The organism is Tropicibacter oceani (assembly GCF_029958925.1).
GTDB lineage: Bacteria > Pseudomonadota > Alphaproteobacteria > Rhodobacterales > Rhodobacteraceae > Pacificoceanicola > Pacificoceanicola oceani.
In genome coordinates, this window is sequence record NZ_CP124616.1 from 1,394,810 (window position 1) to 1,409,206 (window position 14,397).

At 61.4% G+C, this 14,397-nt stretch carries 23 protein-coding genes; 21 read left to right on the forward strand and 2 right to left on the reverse strand.

The genetic code is table 11. The features are described from left to right. The first annotated feature begins 509 nt into the window (after positions 1-509). The 21 genes from rplB to QF118_RS06750 all read left to right on the forward strand — a co-directional run bounded on the left by rplB (position 510) and on the right by QF118_RS06750 (position 12,348). Positions 510-1,352 carry a 50S ribosomal protein L2 gene (rplB, locus tag QF118_RS06650; protein ID WP_282301847.1) on the forward strand — a complete coding sequence of 281 codons (843 nt, stop codon included), beginning with the start codon at positions 510-512 and terminating at the stop codon, positions 1,350-1,352. 3 nt (positions 1,353-1,355) lie between these two features. Continuing rightward, the gene (gene rpsS, locus QF118_RS06655; protein WP_005980699.1) at positions 1,356-1,634 is read left to right on the forward strand and encodes a 30S ribosomal protein S19; all 279 of its coding nucleotides are present in this window, start codon (positions 1,356-1,358) and stop codon (positions 1,632-1,634) included. A gap of 3 nt (positions 1,635-1,637) precedes the next feature. Then, positions 1,638-2,018: a 50S ribosomal protein L22 gene (gene rplV, locus QF118_RS06660; RefSeq protein WP_282301848.1), complete on the forward strand. Its 381-nt coding sequence runs from the start codon at positions 1,638-1,640 to the stop codon at positions 2,016-2,018. Then, a complete protein-coding gene (gene rpsC / locus QF118_RS06665; RefSeq protein ID WP_282301849.1) occupies positions 2,018-2,737 on the forward strand; it encodes a 30S ribosomal protein S3 in 720 nt (239 codons plus the stop codon). The genes rplV and rpsC overlap by 1 nt, the downstream gene beginning before the upstream one ends. 2 nt (positions 2,738-2,739) lie before the next feature. Continuing rightward, entirely contained in the window at positions 2,740-3,153 is a 414-nt protein-coding gene (gene rplP / locus QF118_RS06670; RefSeq protein ID WP_282301850.1) for a 50S ribosomal protein L16, read from the forward strand. A gap of 92 nt (positions 3,154-3,245) precedes the next feature. Next, positions 3,246-3,938, forward strand: coding sequence for a hypothetical protein (locus tag QF118_RS06675; protein WP_282301851.1), 693 nt, complete (start codon positions 3,246-3,248; stop codon positions 3,936-3,938). A gap of 68 nt (positions 3,939-4,006) precedes the next feature. After that, the gene (locus tag QF118_RS06680; RefSeq protein ID WP_282301852.1) at positions 4,007-4,630 is read left to right on the forward strand and encodes a 2OG-Fe(II) oxygenase family protein; all 624 of its coding nucleotides are present in this window, start codon (positions 4,007-4,009) and stop codon (positions 4,628-4,630) included. 106 nt (positions 4,631-4,736) lie between these two features. Beyond that, complete coding sequence (locus QF118_RS06685; protein WP_282301853.1) at positions 4,737-5,426, forward strand: hypothetical protein; 690 nt, start codon at positions 4,737-4,739, stop codon at positions 5,424-5,426. 213 nt (positions 5,427-5,639) lie between these two features. After that, entirely contained in the window at positions 5,640-5,846 is a 207-nt protein-coding gene (gene rpmC / locus QF118_RS06690; protein ID WP_282301854.1) for a 50S ribosomal protein L29, read from the forward strand. A gap of 3 nt (positions 5,847-5,849) precedes the next feature. Next, a complete protein-coding gene (gene rpsQ, locus QF118_RS06695) occupies positions 5,850-6,080 on the forward strand; it encodes a 30S ribosomal protein S17 (protein WP_282301855.1) in 231 nt (76 codons plus the stop codon). A gap of 83 nt (positions 6,081-6,163) precedes the next feature. Then, a complete protein-coding gene (rplN, locus tag QF118_RS06700; RefSeq protein ID WP_282301856.1) occupies positions 6,164-6,532 on the forward strand; it encodes a 50S ribosomal protein L14 in 369 nt (122 codons plus the stop codon). A 1-nt stretch (position 6,533) separates the two neighbouring features. Continuing rightward, on the forward strand, positions 6,534-6,839 hold the full coding sequence (rplX, locus tag QF118_RS06705; protein ID WP_282301857.1) for a 50S ribosomal protein L24: 306 nt from the start codon (positions 6,534-6,536) through the stop codon (positions 6,837-6,839). Then, on the forward strand, positions 6,839-7,417 hold the full coding sequence (gene rplE, locus QF118_RS06710) for a 50S ribosomal protein L5 (protein ID WP_282301858.1): 579 nt from the start codon (positions 6,839-6,841) through the stop codon (positions 7,415-7,417). The genes rplX and rplE overlap by 1 nt, the downstream gene beginning before the upstream one ends. Before the next feature lie 12 nt (positions 7,418-7,429). Next, complete coding sequence (gene rpsN / locus QF118_RS06715; protein ID WP_282301859.1) at positions 7,430-7,735, forward strand: 30S ribosomal protein S14; 306 nt, start codon at positions 7,430-7,432, stop codon at positions 7,733-7,735. A gap of 15 nt (positions 7,736-7,750) precedes the next feature. Continuing rightward, positions 7,751-8,143 carry a 30S ribosomal protein S8 gene (gene rpsH, locus QF118_RS06720; protein ID WP_282301860.1) on the forward strand — a complete coding sequence of 131 codons (393 nt, stop codon included), beginning with the start codon at positions 7,751-7,753 and terminating at the stop codon, positions 8,141-8,143. A 10-nt stretch (positions 8,144-8,153) separates the two neighbouring features. Further along, positions 8,154-8,687 (forward strand): 50S ribosomal protein L6, encoded by a 534-nt coding sequence (gene rplF, locus QF118_RS06725; RefSeq protein ID WP_282301861.1) that lies wholly within the window; start codon positions 8,154-8,156, stop codon positions 8,685-8,687. An 11-nt stretch (positions 8,688-8,698) separates the two neighbouring features. Continuing rightward, entirely contained in the window at positions 8,699-9,058 is a 360-nt protein-coding gene (gene rplR / locus QF118_RS06730; protein ID WP_282301862.1) for a 50S ribosomal protein L18, read from the forward strand. Positions 9,059-9,187: 129 nt separating this feature from the next. Next, entirely contained in the window at positions 9,188-9,763 is a 576-nt protein-coding gene (gene rpsE, locus QF118_RS06735) for a 30S ribosomal protein S5 (RefSeq protein WP_282301863.1), read from the forward strand. Between the two features lie 5 nt (positions 9,764-9,768). Beyond that, on the forward strand, positions 9,769-9,957 hold the full coding sequence (rpmD, locus tag QF118_RS06740; RefSeq protein ID WP_282301864.1) for a 50S ribosomal protein L30: 189 nt from the start codon (positions 9,769-9,771) through the stop codon (positions 9,955-9,957). 272 nt (positions 9,958-10,229) lie between these two features. After that, complete coding sequence (locus QF118_RS06745; RefSeq protein WP_282301865.1) at positions 10,230-11,015, forward strand: MBL fold metallo-hydrolase; 786 nt, start codon at positions 10,230-10,232, stop codon at positions 11,013-11,015. 124 nt (positions 11,016-11,139) lie between these two features. Beyond that, positions 11,140-12,348 (forward strand): cytochrome P450, encoded by a 1,209-nt coding sequence (locus QF118_RS06750; RefSeq protein WP_282301866.1) that lies wholly within the window; start codon positions 11,140-11,142, stop codon positions 12,346-12,348. A gap of 6 nt (positions 12,349-12,354) precedes the next feature. Here the strand turns inward: QF118_RS06750 and QF118_RS06755 are convergent, their stop codons facing one another. Together QF118_RS06755 and QF118_RS06760 are read right to left on the reverse strand one after the other, a co-directional pair. Further along, positions 12,355-12,819 (reverse strand): SRPBCC family protein, encoded by a 465-nt coding sequence (locus QF118_RS06755; protein ID WP_282301867.1) that lies wholly within the window; start codon positions 12,817-12,819, stop codon positions 12,355-12,357. Positions 12,820-13,004: 185 nt separating this feature from the next. After that, positions 13,005-14,267 (reverse strand): DEAD/DEAH box helicase, encoded by a 1,263-nt coding sequence (locus QF118_RS06760; RefSeq protein ID WP_282301868.1) that lies wholly within the window; start codon positions 14,265-14,267, stop codon positions 13,005-13,007. Positions 14,268-14,397: the final 130 nt, after the last annotated feature.

The following is a 14,397-nucleotide window of genomic DNA, read 5'->3' on the forward strand; positions in this document are numbered from 1 at the left end:
CTGGGGCCCCGGAGAAGGGCTTTGGTGCGCTTCTGGGGCTGTTGGTACAGATTTCAAAATGCAGATATGAGTATGAGCACCATTTCGGAAGACGTCGGGTTTTTCCGGATCACGGGTTGGTCAGGGTGCGCGGAGGCGGGGTGAAACCCCGCCCTACGGTGTGTCGTGCGAGGGTTTTGATCCATCCGCGCAGCGACGGGCTGGCTCTCATTGGTGTCGACCAAAGCCCGCGGTTCAGTAATGCACGCAACGAAGCATGCAACCGCCCTTGACCCCACCCCAACCATCCCCTAAACGACCCCATCGGCATGGCCCCGGATTCGTTCCGGGGCTTTGTTGTTGTCTTGCCGAAACCCGTTCCGGGCCTGACCCGGAACCTCTGGTATGAGGCCGCGGACGCAAGTTCGGGGCGTGATCGGCAAGAGCCTCCACCGGGGACCTTCGGGGCCCTATACTCGAAATAGGCAGGCCACACTTGGTCTGTCGCATGCAAACGGAAGACAGAAAGCATGGCACTCAAGTCGTACAAACCGACGACGCCTGGCCAGCGCGGGCTGGTACTGATCGACCGTTCGGAGCTGTGGAAAGGTCGTCCTGTCAAAGCCCTCACCGAGGGTCTGACGAAAAAGGGCGGACGGAACAACACCGGACGGATCACGATGCGTCGCAAAGGCGGCGGGGCAAAGCGCCTCTACCGCATCGTCGATTTCAAGCGTAACAAATTTGACGTGGGCGCAACCGTTGCCCGTATCGAATACGACCCCAACCGTACCGCATTCATCGCACTGGTTCAGTACGACGACGGCGAGCAGGCCTATATCCTGGCGCCTCAGCGCCTGGCCATCGGCGACCGCGTGATCGCATCGGCCAAGGCCGACGTGAAGCCCGGTAACGCGATGCCGTTCAGCGGCCTGCCGATCGGTACGATCGTTCACAACATCGAGCTGAAGCCCGGCAAGGGTGGCCAGATCGCACGCGCCGCGGGCACCTATGCCCAGTTCGTCGGCCGTGACGGTGGCTATGCCCAGATCCGTCTGAGCTCGGGCGAACTGCGTCTGGTACGTCAGGAATGCATGGCCACCGTTGGTGCCGTGTCGAACCCCGACAACTCGAACCAGAACTTTGGTAAAGCGGGCCGCATGCGTCACAAGGGCATCCGCCCGAGCGTTCGCGGCGTCGTGATGAACCCCATCGACCACCCGCATGGTGGTGGTGAGGGCCGGACCTCGGGTGGTCGTCACCCGGTGACGCCCTGGGGCAAGCCGACCAAAGGCAAGCGCACCCGCAACACCAACAAGGCGTCGCAAAAGCTTATCGTTCGCTCGCGTCACGCCAAGAAGAAGGGTCGCTAACACATGTCGCGCTCTGTATGGAAAGGCCCGTTCGTTGATGCCTATGTCTTGAAAAAGGCAGAGGCGGCACGCGAATCCGGCCGTAACGAAGTTATCAAGATCTGGTCGCGCCGCTCGACGATCCTGCCCCAGTTCGTGGGTCTGACGTTTGGCGTTTACAACGGCCAGAAGCACATCCCCGTGAACGTGTCCGAGGACATGATCGGTCAGAAGTTCGGCGAATACAGCCCGACCCGTACCTATTACGGTCATGCTGCCGACAAAAAAGCCAAGAGGAAGTAAGCCATGGGCAAGGATAAGAATCCCCGCCGCGTGGCGGACAACGAAGCGATGGCCAAGTTGCGCATGCTGCGCACTTCGCCGCAGAAGCTGAACCTTGTGGCTCAGCTGATCCGCGGCAAGAAAGTGGACAAAGCTCTGACCGATCTGACCTTCTCGAAGAAGCGGATCGCGGAAGACGTGAAGAAATGCCTTCAGTCCGCCATTGCAAACGCCGAGAACAACCACGGCCTGGACGTTGACGAGCTGATCGTCGCCGAAGCCTTCGTGGGCAAGAACCTTGTGATGAAGCGTGGCCGTCCTCGGGCACGGGGTCGTTTTGGCCGCATCAACAAGCCGTTCTCGGAACTCACCATCAAGGTGCGTCAGATCGAGGAGCAAGCCTAATGGGTAACAAGACCAATCCGATCGGCATGCGCCTTCAGGTGAACCGCACCTGGGACAGCCGCTGGTACGCAGACACCAAGGACTATGGCAATCTTCTGCTTGAAGATCTCGCGATCCGCGATTTCATCAACAAGGAATGCAAGCAGGCCGGTATTGCCCGCGTGATCATCGAACGCCCCCACAAGAAGTGCCGTGTGACCATTCACACCGCGCGTCCGGGCGTGATCATCGGCAAGAAAGGTGCGGACATCGAAGTTCTTCGCAAGAAACTGGCGGCTTTGACCGACAGCGAACTGCACCTGAACATCGTCGAAGTGCGCAAGCCGGAGCTTGACGCACAGCTGGTTGGCGAAAGCATTTCGCAGCAGCTGGAGCGCCGTGTTTCTTTCCGCCGTGCCATGAAACGGGCCGTGCAGAACGCCATGCGCATGGGCGCCCTGGGTATCCGGGTGAACGTCGCTGGCCGTCTGGGTGGCGCTGAAATCGCGCGTACCGAATGGTACCGCGAAGGCCGCGTGCCCCTGCACACCCTGCGTGCTGACATCGATTACGCGACTGTCGAGGCGGCAACGCCCTACGGCATCATCGGGATCAAGGTCTGGATCTTCAAAGGTGAGATCATGGAACACGACCCCGCCGCGCGTGACCGCAAGGCACAGGAAATCCAGGACGGCCCCGCACCCCGTGGTGCAGGCGGTCGTCGTGATGACCGGAGATAATCATGCTTCAGCCAAAGCGTACTAAATTCCGCAAGATGCACAAAGGCCGGATCAAGGGCCTTGCAAAGGGCGGTTCGGATCTGAACTTCGGGACTTTTGGCCTCAAGGCCACGCAGCCCGAGCGTGTGACCGCACGCCAGATCGAAGCAGCCCGTCGTGCCATGACGCGTCACATGAAGCGTCAGGGTCGCGTCTGGATCCGCATCTTCCCGGACACCCCGGTCACCTCCAAGCCCACCGAAGTTCGTATGGGTAAGGGTAAAGGTTCCGTGGATTTCTGGGCCTGCAAGGTCAAGCCGGGCCGCGTCATGTTCGAAATCGACGGCGTTGCCGAAGATGTCGCGCGTGAGGCTCTGCGTCTTGCTGCGATGAAATTGCCGATCAAAACCCGCGTCGTTGTGCGCGAAGACTGGTAATTTCCGTCCAAAGTGAAAAGAATGGCCCCCGCTGCAACCGTAGCGGGGGCCATTTTCGTTTTGGCCGCGACGAAACAGGAACGAGGATCGCCGTGTTTTCATATTTGCGCCGCCGCATCACGCGGGCCATCGCCCACGCGGCGTCACAGGGAAACCCGCTGGCCCGGCGTCTTGTGGCGCGGGAAATGCGCGGCGTCCTGCAAACCCTGCCGGCGCATTCGCCGATCGTGCGGGGCGATTTCATGACACCCGACCTGTCGAGGCCCTTGCCCGAAGAGTTGAGCAACAGCCTTGTCGGCGAATACGAGATGATGCCGCTGGAGCGCCGTCCGGCGCTGCCCGAAGAGGTTGTCGGTCGGCGCATCGACATGCTGTCGGTCACGCTGGGGTCCTATGGCATGGGCGGTTATGGATTTTTCGGCCTGCTGCTGGACAGCGGCGAATGGTTGATCGTCGCGTTGGACGGTGCGGCGACCTGGATCGAGCTGGATGGCCGCATCCTTGAGGACCCGTTTCACGAAGGGCAGGGGGCCAAGGGGCCCTGGATCGTCGCGGCGGACGATGCCGCCGCGCTGGCCCGCATCAGCGGCGCGCGGATCGTGTCGCTGGACATCAAGGCCAAGTCGCTGGACATGCTTTTGGACAACGGCGCGCGGTTCTGCATTTCCGACAACCCCGACCGGCGGCCCATCCTTGCCGGTAGCCGGAAAAAGCGCGCCTTTCTTCAGGGCGACGATCTGCGCGACGCGGTGTTCCTGAGCCCGTCGGGCGAAATCTTTGTCTAGGCAAACTTTGGCCGTGGCCCACAATTTTGCTGTTTCGCGGCGCACTCGGCAGGGGTAGAAGCCTGATCATGACTCAGATCCGATCGCTTTTCGCCACGCGCCTGTACCGCGCTCAGCTGTCCGAACACGGCCCCGCCATCGACAACGATGAGCTGGAGGCCTCGTGCTATTCCATCGCCGAGGATGACGAGGCGGGGCAGGAGTGGTGCGAAAACAACGGCTATCCCGGCTATACCTCTTATGCGTCGCTGACCGATCTGGGCTGGCGCTTTCCGATCTTTGCCGACCTGATCAAGGCGCTGGACCAGCATGTGGCCGCGTTCGCCAAGGATCTGGAGTTCGACCTCGGCGACAAGGGGCTGGTGCTGGAGGATATCTGGATCAACATCCTGCCGCCGGGCGGCACGCATTCCAGCCACATCCACCCGCATTCGGTGATTTCCGGCACGACCTATGTGGCGATGCCCGAAGGCGCCGCCGCGCTGAAGTTGGAAGACCCGCGGTTGCAGATGATGATGGCCGCGCCGACCCGCATCAAGGGCGCGCGCGAAGAACTGCGCCCCTTCATCTATGAGGCGACACAGCCCGGCGATGTGCTGCTGTGGGAAAGCTGGCTGCGCCACGAGGTTCCGATGAACATGGCCGAAGAAGACAACCGGATTTCGGTCAGCTTCAACTACAAGTGGGAATAAGGCGTCGGGGCCGCACCCCTATTCGGGGGCTTTTCATTTTCGATTAGAGTTATATGTGACTTTTCAGGGCATCTTTTGCCTGACGTTCATTTGGTGTTCTGTTCCCATGGTCGAAAAACTTGCCGCCGAGGCGCGGCGTCTGCACAAAATCCTGGAAGCGCATGTTCCGCAAAAGGCGGTGCGCGACGTCTGGTATTGGCTGCGCTACGGGCGCAAGGCGCCGGCCTCGGACAGTGCGATCTTTGTCAGGCCGGGCGATGTGACCCATTCGCTGGCGCATCACGACACCCTTGGCCATTTCCGGCGCCAGAACAGCGGGCGCGTGATCGGCGGCGATTGGGATACCCACCGCGACGATGTCGAGCGCAACACCAAGCTGCGCAGTTGCCGGATGCGCTGGGAGCAGGGCGCCGATTGGCACGAAACCCCGATCTACAAGCGGATGCTGGCGGAAATTGCGGCCGGTCGCGCACCGGATGAATGCCGGTCCGCCGAGGATCTGGACGAACGCTATGCCATGCTGGATCGGGTCTTTGCCGAAACCCGGTTCCGGGGCCGGCTGCTGACCAAGGAAGAATTGCCCGACCATTTCCGGCGCGAACACGGCGGCATCCTGGTGCATGTGGCCCGCGACGGAACCTGCCTGCGGCGCGGCGGCGGGGCGCATCGTTTTGCGATTGCGCGCATCCTGGACTTGCCGGAAATGCCGGCGCAGGTCGGTGTGGTGCACCCCAAGGCCATCGAGGACGGGCACCTGCAACGGCTGTTGCAATCGCGCCATCGCGAAGCGGCTTAGCCACCGGCCCTTGCCCCCAAAAGCCGCCCCGGCTGCGCCGGATTGTGGCCCTTGGCGGTGCCGTTCTGCCTGCGGTGGCTTATCCGCTTGCCATGTGGGGGCATCGGGTCTATAGGGGCGCTTCATCCACGGACTCCACCGGACCAAAGGTGACCCTCGCGATTCGCAAAAAGGGAGGGGCCTGCCGGTGATGTTGCAACAAAGGAGAGGCGCATGAACGCCCAGGAACTCCGTGACAAGACCCCGGACCAGCTCCGGGACACCCTTGTCCAATTGAAAAAAGAGGCCTTCAACCTGCGGTTCCAGCAGGCCACCGGCCAGATGGAAAACACCGCCCGCATGCGTCAGGTTCGCCGCGACGTCGCCAAGGTGAAGACCGTACTCAACGAAAAGGCCGCTGCAGCGGCATCGGAGGCGTAAGACATGCCCAAGCGTATCCTGTCCGGCACCGTGACCTCCACGGCCAACGCCCAGACCGTCACCGTTCTCGTTGAGCGTCGTTTCAAGCATCCGGTGATGCAGAAGACGATCAAGAAGACCAAGAAATACCGCGCTCATGATGAGGCGGAAAAGTTCGCTGTCGGCGATATGGTTCGCATCATCGAATGTGCACCCAAGTCGAAAACGAAACGTTGGGAAGTGATCGCCGAATAAACCCGGCGGTTCCTTCCCGATAATCGAAACCCCGAGGTCAATGTCCCAAGGATAGGGCGGCCTCGGAAGTCGGGAGAAACCAAATGATCCAGATGCAGACCAATCTGGATGTTGCTGACAACTCCGGCGCTCGCCGGGTTCAGTGCATCAAGGTCCTCGGCGGTTCCCACCGCCGTTATGCATCCGTGGGCGACATCATCGTGGTGTCGGTCAAGGAAGCAATTCCGCGTGGTCGCGTGAAAAAGGGTGACGTCCGCAAGGCCGTCGTCGTGCGCACCGCCAAGGAAGTTCGTCGCGAAGATGGCACGTCCATCCGCTTTGACCGCAACGCCGCGGTCATCCTGAACAACAACAACGAGCCGGTCGGCACCCGTATCTTCGGGCCGGTGGTTCGCGAATTGCGTTCGAAGAACTTCATGAAGATCATCTCGCTTGCGCCGGAGGTGCTGTAAGATGGCTGCCAAGTTGAAAAAGGGCGACAAGGTCGTCGTGCTCGCAGGCAAGGACAAGGGCAAGACCGGTGAGATCACCAGCGTCGACCCCAAAGCCGGCAAAGCCGTGGTCGAAGGCGTGAACATCGCCATCCGCCACACCCGTCAGTCGCAGACCGCCCAGGGCGGCCGCCTGCCCAAGGCTCTGCCGATCGACCTGTCGAACCTCGCAATCGTTGATGCCAATGGCAAAGCGACCCGCGTCGGCTTCCGTATGGATGGCGACAAGAAGGTCCGTTTCGCCAAGACCACAGGGGATGTGATCTGATGCTTGATGTTGCAAATTACACCCCGCGTCTGAAGGTCCAGTTCAACGACGTGATCAAGCCCGCTCTGAAAGAGCAGTTTGGTTACACGAACGACCTGCAGATCCCGCGTCTGGAAAAGATCGTTCTGAACATCGGTTGCGGTGCAGAAGCCGTGCGCGACTCGAAAAAGGCCAAATCGGCCATCGAGGACCTGACCAAGATCGCCGGCCAGCAGGCCGTCGGCACGATCGCCAAGCATTCGCACGCGCCTTTCCGCCTGCGCGAAGGCATGGTCATCGGCACCAAGGTCACGCTGCGCGATGTCCGTATGTTTGAATTCCTTGACCGCCTGGTCACTGTCGCGATGCCCCGCATCCGTGACTTCCGTGGCGTGAAGCCGTCGTTCGACGGTCGTGGCAACTTTGCCATGGGTCTCAAGGAACACATCGTCTTCCCGGAAATCGACTTCGACAAGGTCGACGAAGTCTGGGGCATGGACATCATCATCACCACCAATGCGCGCCAGTTCGGGGAACACTCGGCCGATGCGCAAGCCAAAGCGCTGTTGAAGCATTTCAACATGCCCTTCAACGCGTAAGGAGCGACAGACATGGCCAAGAAATCCATGATCGAACGCGAGAAAAAGCGTCAGCGTCTGGTGGAAAAGTATGCCGCCAAACGTGTTGAGCTGAAAGAAATCGCCAACGATGAATCCAAGCCGATGGAAGAGCGCTTCAAGGCGCGCCTGAAGCTTGCCAAGCTGCCGCGCAACTCTGCGCCCAGCCGCCTGCATAACCGCTGCCAGCTGACTGGCCGTCCGCACGCCTACTATCGCAAGCTCAAGATCTCCCGGATCATGTTGCGCGAGCTGGGCTCGAACGGTCAGCTGCCCGGCGTCGTAAAGTCCAGCTGGTAAGGGAGGGTATAGATTATGAACGATCCTATCGGCGATATGCTCACCCGTATCCGTAACTCTCAGATGCGCGGCAAATCCACTGTGTCCACCCCGGCTTCGAAGCTGCGGGCATGGGTCCTGGATGTGCTGGCGGACGAAGGTTACATCCGTGGCTACGAAAAAGGCACTGATGAGCGCGGTCACCCGACGCTTGAGATCAGCTTGAAGTACTTCGACGGCACCCCGGTGATCCGTGAAGTCAAGCGCGTCTCCAAGCCCGGCCGTCGCGTCTACATGAGTGTGGATGACATCCCGCAGGTCCGTCAGGGTCTGGGTGTGTCGATTGTCAGCACGTCCAAGGGCGTGATGTCGGACGCAAATGCACGCGCAGCCAATGTCGGCGGCGAAGTGCTTTGCACGGTGTTCTAAGGAGGGCCTCATGTCTCGTATTGGGAAAAAACCGGTCGAGCTGCCCTCGGGTGTGTCTGCCTCGCTTTCGGGCCAGACCATCGAGGTGAAGGGTCCGAAAGGCACCCAGAGCTTTACCGCGACCGACGACGTCACCATCACCATTGATGGCGAAGCTGTCACCGTCACGCCGCGCGGCAAATCCAAGCGCGCGCTGCAGCAGTGGGGGATGTCCCGCACCGTCGTGTCCAACCTGGTTCACGGTGTGCAGAACACCTTCAAGAAAGAGCTTGAAATCCACGGCGTCGGCTATCGTGCCGCCGTTCAGGGTAACACGCTCAAGCTGAACCTGGGTTACAGCCACGATGTCGATTTCGACATCCCGCAGGGTATCACCGTTGCCTGCCCGAAGCCGACTGAAATCGTGATCGAAGGTCACGACAAGCAGGAAGTGGGCGAAGTTGCGGCCAAGATCCGCGATTGGCGCCGGCCCGAGCCCTACAAGGGGAAGGGTATTCGCTATAAGGGCGAATTCATCTTCCGCAAGGAAGGCAAGAAGAAGTAAGGACGCGACAGATGGCAAACAGCAAAAGAGCCCTGTTCCAGAAGCGCCGCATGCGCGTCCGGAACAAACTCCGCAAGGTCAACGCCGGTCGCGTTCGCCTTTCGGTTCACCGTTCGAACAAGAACATCAGTGTTCAGCTGATCGACGACGTCCAGGGCAAGACCCTGGCGGCGGCCTCGACCCTCGAAAAGGATCTGGGCATGGTCGGCAAGAACAACCTCGAAGCGGCTGCAAAGATTGGCGCAGCGATCGCAGAGCGTGCCAAGGCCGCCGGCGTGACCGAAGCCTATTTCGACCGCGGCGGGTTCCTCTTTCATGGCCGCGTCAAGGCACTTGCCGACGCAGCGCGTGAAGGTGGTCTGAAGATCTAAAGTCTGCAGGGGGCCTTTCGGGGCCCCCTCGATGATCCGGGGGGCGTGTGCCTGGCGACAGGTGTGCCCCACTTGGATTGAAATAAGCAGGTGCCAAAGCGGCGCCACCAAGAAAAAGGGATGCCACAGATGGCAGAACGTGAAAACCGCCGGGGCGGCCGTCGCGAACGCGAAGAAGCTCCGGAATTTGCAGATCGCCTTGTTGCGATCAACCGTGTTTCCAAGACCGTGAAGGGTGGTAAGCGCTTTGGCTTTGCCGCACTCGTCGTTGTTGGGGACCAGAAGGGCCGCGTCGGCTTTGGCAAGGGCAAGGCCAAGGAGGTCCCCGAGGCCATCCGCAAGGCCACCGAGCAAGCCAAGCGTCAGATGGTCCGCGTTCCTCTGAAAGAAGGCCGTACCCTGCACCACGACATCGAAGGTCGTCACGGCGCCGGCAAGGTGGTCATGCGCACCGCCCCGACCGGTACCGGGATCATCGCCGGTGGTCCGATGCGTGCCGTGTTCGAAATGCTGGGTGTTCAGGACGTCGTCGCCAAGTCGATCGGCTCGCAGAACCCCTACAACATGATCCGCGCCACGCTGGACGGCCTGTCGAAAGAACAGTCGCCGCGCAACGTTGCACAGCGTCGTGGCAAGAAAGTGGCCGACATCCTGCCCAAGCGTGATGACGCACCGGCAGCCGAAGCCGCAACCGAGGAGGCCTGATTCCAATGGCAAAGACCATCGTCGTCAAGCAGATCGGCTCGCCGATCCGTCGCCCCGCCAAGCAGCGTGCCACGCTGGTCGGCCTGGGCCTGAACAAGATGCACCGCACCCGCGAGCTGGAGGATACACCCTCGGTTCGTGGCATGGTTCGCTCGATCCCGCACCTCGTCGAGATCATCGAAGAGCGCGGCTAAGCGATTTTTCAGTCCTTCGGGATTGAATGAACGCCCCTCGGTTCGGTCCGGGGGGCTTTTTTTCGTGCGAAGGGTTTGTGTGTTTTTCGCTCACGGGCGTTGGATCACGGCCCGTTTCGGGGGCTGGTTTGCTGCCCTTTGACGGGTTTTCCTGCTTGGTGTCGCTGGGGGGTGCAAGGCGTGCGCGCATCCTTGCACATGGTCTGTGCAGGGATTGCCGCAGGTTGGCACGCCTCTATGTTAAACTGAATAAACCTCAGGGAGAATGAGCTATGACCCAGACCCGCCGCACCTTTCTTGCCACCGCCGCCGCTGTTGGCGCGGTGACGATCCTGCCGTTTCAGGCCCGCGCGGCCGCCCATGCCGGCGACATGTTCGAAACCGACATGGGGCCTGTCACCGTGCACCCCGTCGCGCATGCGTCCTTTGTGATGGAAGCGCCCGCGGGCGTCATTTACGTCGACACCGTGGGTGATGCTGCGATGTATGACGGATTTCCCGATGCCGACCTGATCCTGATCACGCATGAGCATGGCGATCACTACAACGCCGACACCCTGGCCGCGCTGGTCAAGGACGGTACTCAGCTGATCACCAACCCCGCCGTTTACGGCATGCTGCCCGAGGCGCTGAAGGCCAAGGCGATGAGCATGGCCAATGGCGACAGCCACAGCTGGGGCGACGTGACGATCGACGCGATCCCGGCGCACAACATCACCGAAGGGCGCGAGAATTTCCACCCCAAGGGGCGTGACAACGGCTATGTCCTGACCATGGGCAATTTCCGCACCTATATCTCGGGCGATACCGAGGACATTCCGGAAATGCGCGCGCTGGAAGACATCACGCTGGCCTTTGTCTGCATGAACCTGCCCTTTACTATGGAGGCCAGTGCCGCCGCCGATGCGGTCAAGGAATTTGGTCCCAAGTTCGTCTATCCCTATCACTATCGCGGCCGGGATGGCGGCACGCAGGACCCGGCGGAATTTGCCAGCCTTGTGGGCGATGCCGCGCAGGTCCAGATGGGGCCCTGGTACAAACCCGGCGAGCTGGGCTGACACCCCCAAGGGCGGGTTACAACCCCGCTTCTGATTGGTCAAAGGCGTCCCGTTCGGGGCGCCTTTTTCGATGCTTGCGCTGCTGTGCGGGATGCTCCACCATCCCTGCGGGAGGAAAATAAGCATGCATATTGATTTGGATGCCTTCGATCTGAACCGCATCGACATGGGGTTCATCGAAAACCCGCATCCGACCCTGCATGCGCTGCGCCGCGATCGCCCGGTGTTCCGCAATGCCGATGGGTCGGTCTACCTGACGCGCCATGACGACGTTCTGAAGGTTTATCAGTCGCGCGACATGCTGTCGGACAAGACCGAGGCCTTTGGCGAAAAGTTCGGACGCTGCCCGCTGCACACCCATCACACAACCAGCCTGATCTTTAACGATCCGCCTTATCATACCGTGGTGCGCAAGCTGATTTCCGGCGCTTTCACGCCGCGCAAACTGGCCGAGTTCGAACCGCTGATCGAGGGCATCGTCGGGCGCCTGCTGGACCGGGTCGAGGATCTGGGCGATCTGGACCTGATCGACGATTTCGCCAAGGTGCTGCCGACCGAGATCATCAGTTTCATGCTGGGTATCCCGGAAGAGTACCGGTCGAAACTGCGTGATTATTCGCTGGCCATTCTGGGCGCGCTTGATCCGGTTGTACCGCAGGATCGGCTGGACGCGGGCAACAGGGCGGTGGTCGAGTTCGGCGAAATCCTGAACGAGTTGATCAACCATCGCCGCGCCAATCCCGACGGGGCGTTGCAGGGCGAAGTGCTGGATGCGCTGATTTTCGGCGAACACGAAGGCCGCCGCCTGACGCAGGAAGAGTTGATCCAGAACTGCATTTTCCTGCTGAACGCGGGGCATGAGACGACGACCAGCTTTGTCGGCAATGCGATGGGGGTGCTGTTCGACAATCCGGATCAGCATCGGCTGCTGCTGGATCAGCCGGACCTGATCACCCCGGCCATCGAGGAATTCCTGAGGGTGGAAAGCCCGTTGCAGATCGGTAACCGGCTGGCGGGGGCGGATATCGCATTGTCGACGCAAACCATTCCCAAGGGCACCTATATCCACACCTCGATCGCGGCGGCGAACCGTGATCCGGCGGTGTTTGAAAACCCCGACGCGGTGGATATCACCCGCAAACCGAACCGTCACATCGCCTTTATCACCGGCATTCATGTCTGTCTGGGGGCGTCGCTGGCGCGGGTCGAGGGCAAGATTGCCCTGGGCCAGTTGGTGCAGCGCTTTCCGAAAATCCGCCAGACCGGGGACAGGACAAGGGTGCCGCTGGCCCGGTTCCGGGGGTTTGCCACGCTGCCGGTGTCGGTGCGCTAGCGGGCTTTACAGAGTCCGGGCGTAGTCGACCAGTTGATCGACCACGGTGCCCCAGCCATCGTAAAATCCCATATTTTCGTGGGCTTCGCGTGTTTCAGTTGACCGGTGGCGTGCGGTGGCGGTGTAGATCGTGCCGCCCTTGCCGTCGGGTTTCAGGTCAAGGATCGCGGTCATGAACGGATCGGGGGCGGGTTTCCAGCCTTCGGTATAGGCGTCGGTAAAGACCAGGCGCTGGCCCGGGATCACCTCGAGATAGACGCCCGAATTGGGCATCTCTTGCCCGTTCACCACCATCACGGTGTTGAACCGCCCGCCGACGCGCAAGTCAATGTCGCAGGATTTGATCGAATGGGGTTTGGGTACAAAGAAGTGTTTGATGTGTGCGGGGGTTGTCCAGCAGTCCCAGACCAGCGCGGGGGCGATGGGCAGGGTGCGGGTGAAACTCAGGTCGGTGTTCGGGTCCAGATCCATCTGCGCGGTCTTTCAAGGGGCGCGGTGTGTGGCCAGGGCAGCCAGGCCGCGCGCGGGCCAAGTGTTGGGCAAGTCTAGCGCGGGCAAAGGCGTTCCGAAAGTGAGTCTTGAGCTGGTAATGGCAGGGCGGACGAGCAGAGGGCAAAGAAAAAGCCGGGCGCGAGGCCCGGCTTTCCAAGGGTGTATCAGGCTGCGCGGGACTTGCCGCCGCCGGACCGGCGAGCGCGCTGGGGACGGCCACCGCCGCCGCCGCCGCCACCAGGACGACCGCCGCCACCGGGCTTGCCACCACGGCCACGACCGCCGCCGCCGTTCGGCTTTTTCTTGGCGACGCCTTCCCAGGCTTCGCCCGAGGCGACGTCGATGTCGCGCTTCATCACCTTCTGGATGGCCTTCAGTTCGCCCATCTCGTCCGGGGCGCAATAGGCCACGGCGGTGCCGTCACGGCCGGCGCGGGCCGTCCGGCCGATGCGGTGGACATAGTTGTCCGGCACGTTCGGCAGATCGTAGTTGTAGACATAGCGCACCGCGGGAATGTCGATGCCGCGTGCGGCAACATCGGTGGCGACCAGCACCTTGAGTTCGCCATCGCGGAAGGCCTGAAGCGCGCGATCGCGCTGGCCCTGGCTTTTGTTGCCGTGGATCGACCCGGCCGAGAAGCCCTGCGATTCAAGGCTTTTTTTCAGGCGTTCAGCGCCGTGCTTGGTGCGGGCAAAGATCAGCGCGGCATCGTCGCGGTGACGATCAAGGTGCGTGATCAGCAGCTTGGGCTTGTGCGCCTGTTCGACGAAATGCACCGACTGTTCGATCTTTTCGATCGGTTTGCCCGGAGGCGACACCTCGATGCGGATCGGATCCTTGAGGTATGCCTGCGCCAGTTCGTTCATCTGTTTCGGCATGGTGGCCGAGAACAGCATGGTCTGACGGTCCTTGCGCAGCAGCGGCGCGATCTGGCGCAGCGCGTGGATAAAGCCCATGTCCAGCATCTGGTCGGCCTCGTCCAGCACCAGGAAACCGGTCATGTCCAGGCGCACGGCCTTGCGTTCGATCAGGTCGATCAGGCGGCCCGGAGTGGCGACCAGAAGGTCACAGCCCTTGGCCAGTTTTTGTGCCTGCGCGTTCAGGGACTGACCACCAACCACAAGGTTGACGCGCACCTGGGTGCCGGCGCCATAGGCGCGCAGGTTGTCGACGATCTGTTTTGCCAGCTCGCGGGTGGGGGCAAGGATCAGACCGCGGGTGGTCTTGGGCATGGGGCGGCCTTCGATGCGCAGCAGCGCGGACAGAAGGGGCAGGCCAAAGGCGGCGGTCTTGCCGGTGCCGGTCTGGGCAAGGCCCATCACGTCGCGGCCTTTCATGGCCTCGGGGATGGCCTGGATCTGGATCGGCGTCGGTTCAGAGATGTTCAGTTCGGCCAGGTTGGCCAGAAGGCGGGCCGGAAGCCCCATCGAGTCAAAATTCAAAAGATGTTCCTTTTCGGCAAGGCAAATGCCCTGCACGTTCATGCGCCTGCCCGGTCCGGGGCAGATCGTCACGTGGGTTACGCCGCAGGCTCGGGTCGCGGGGGCAGGATTGCCG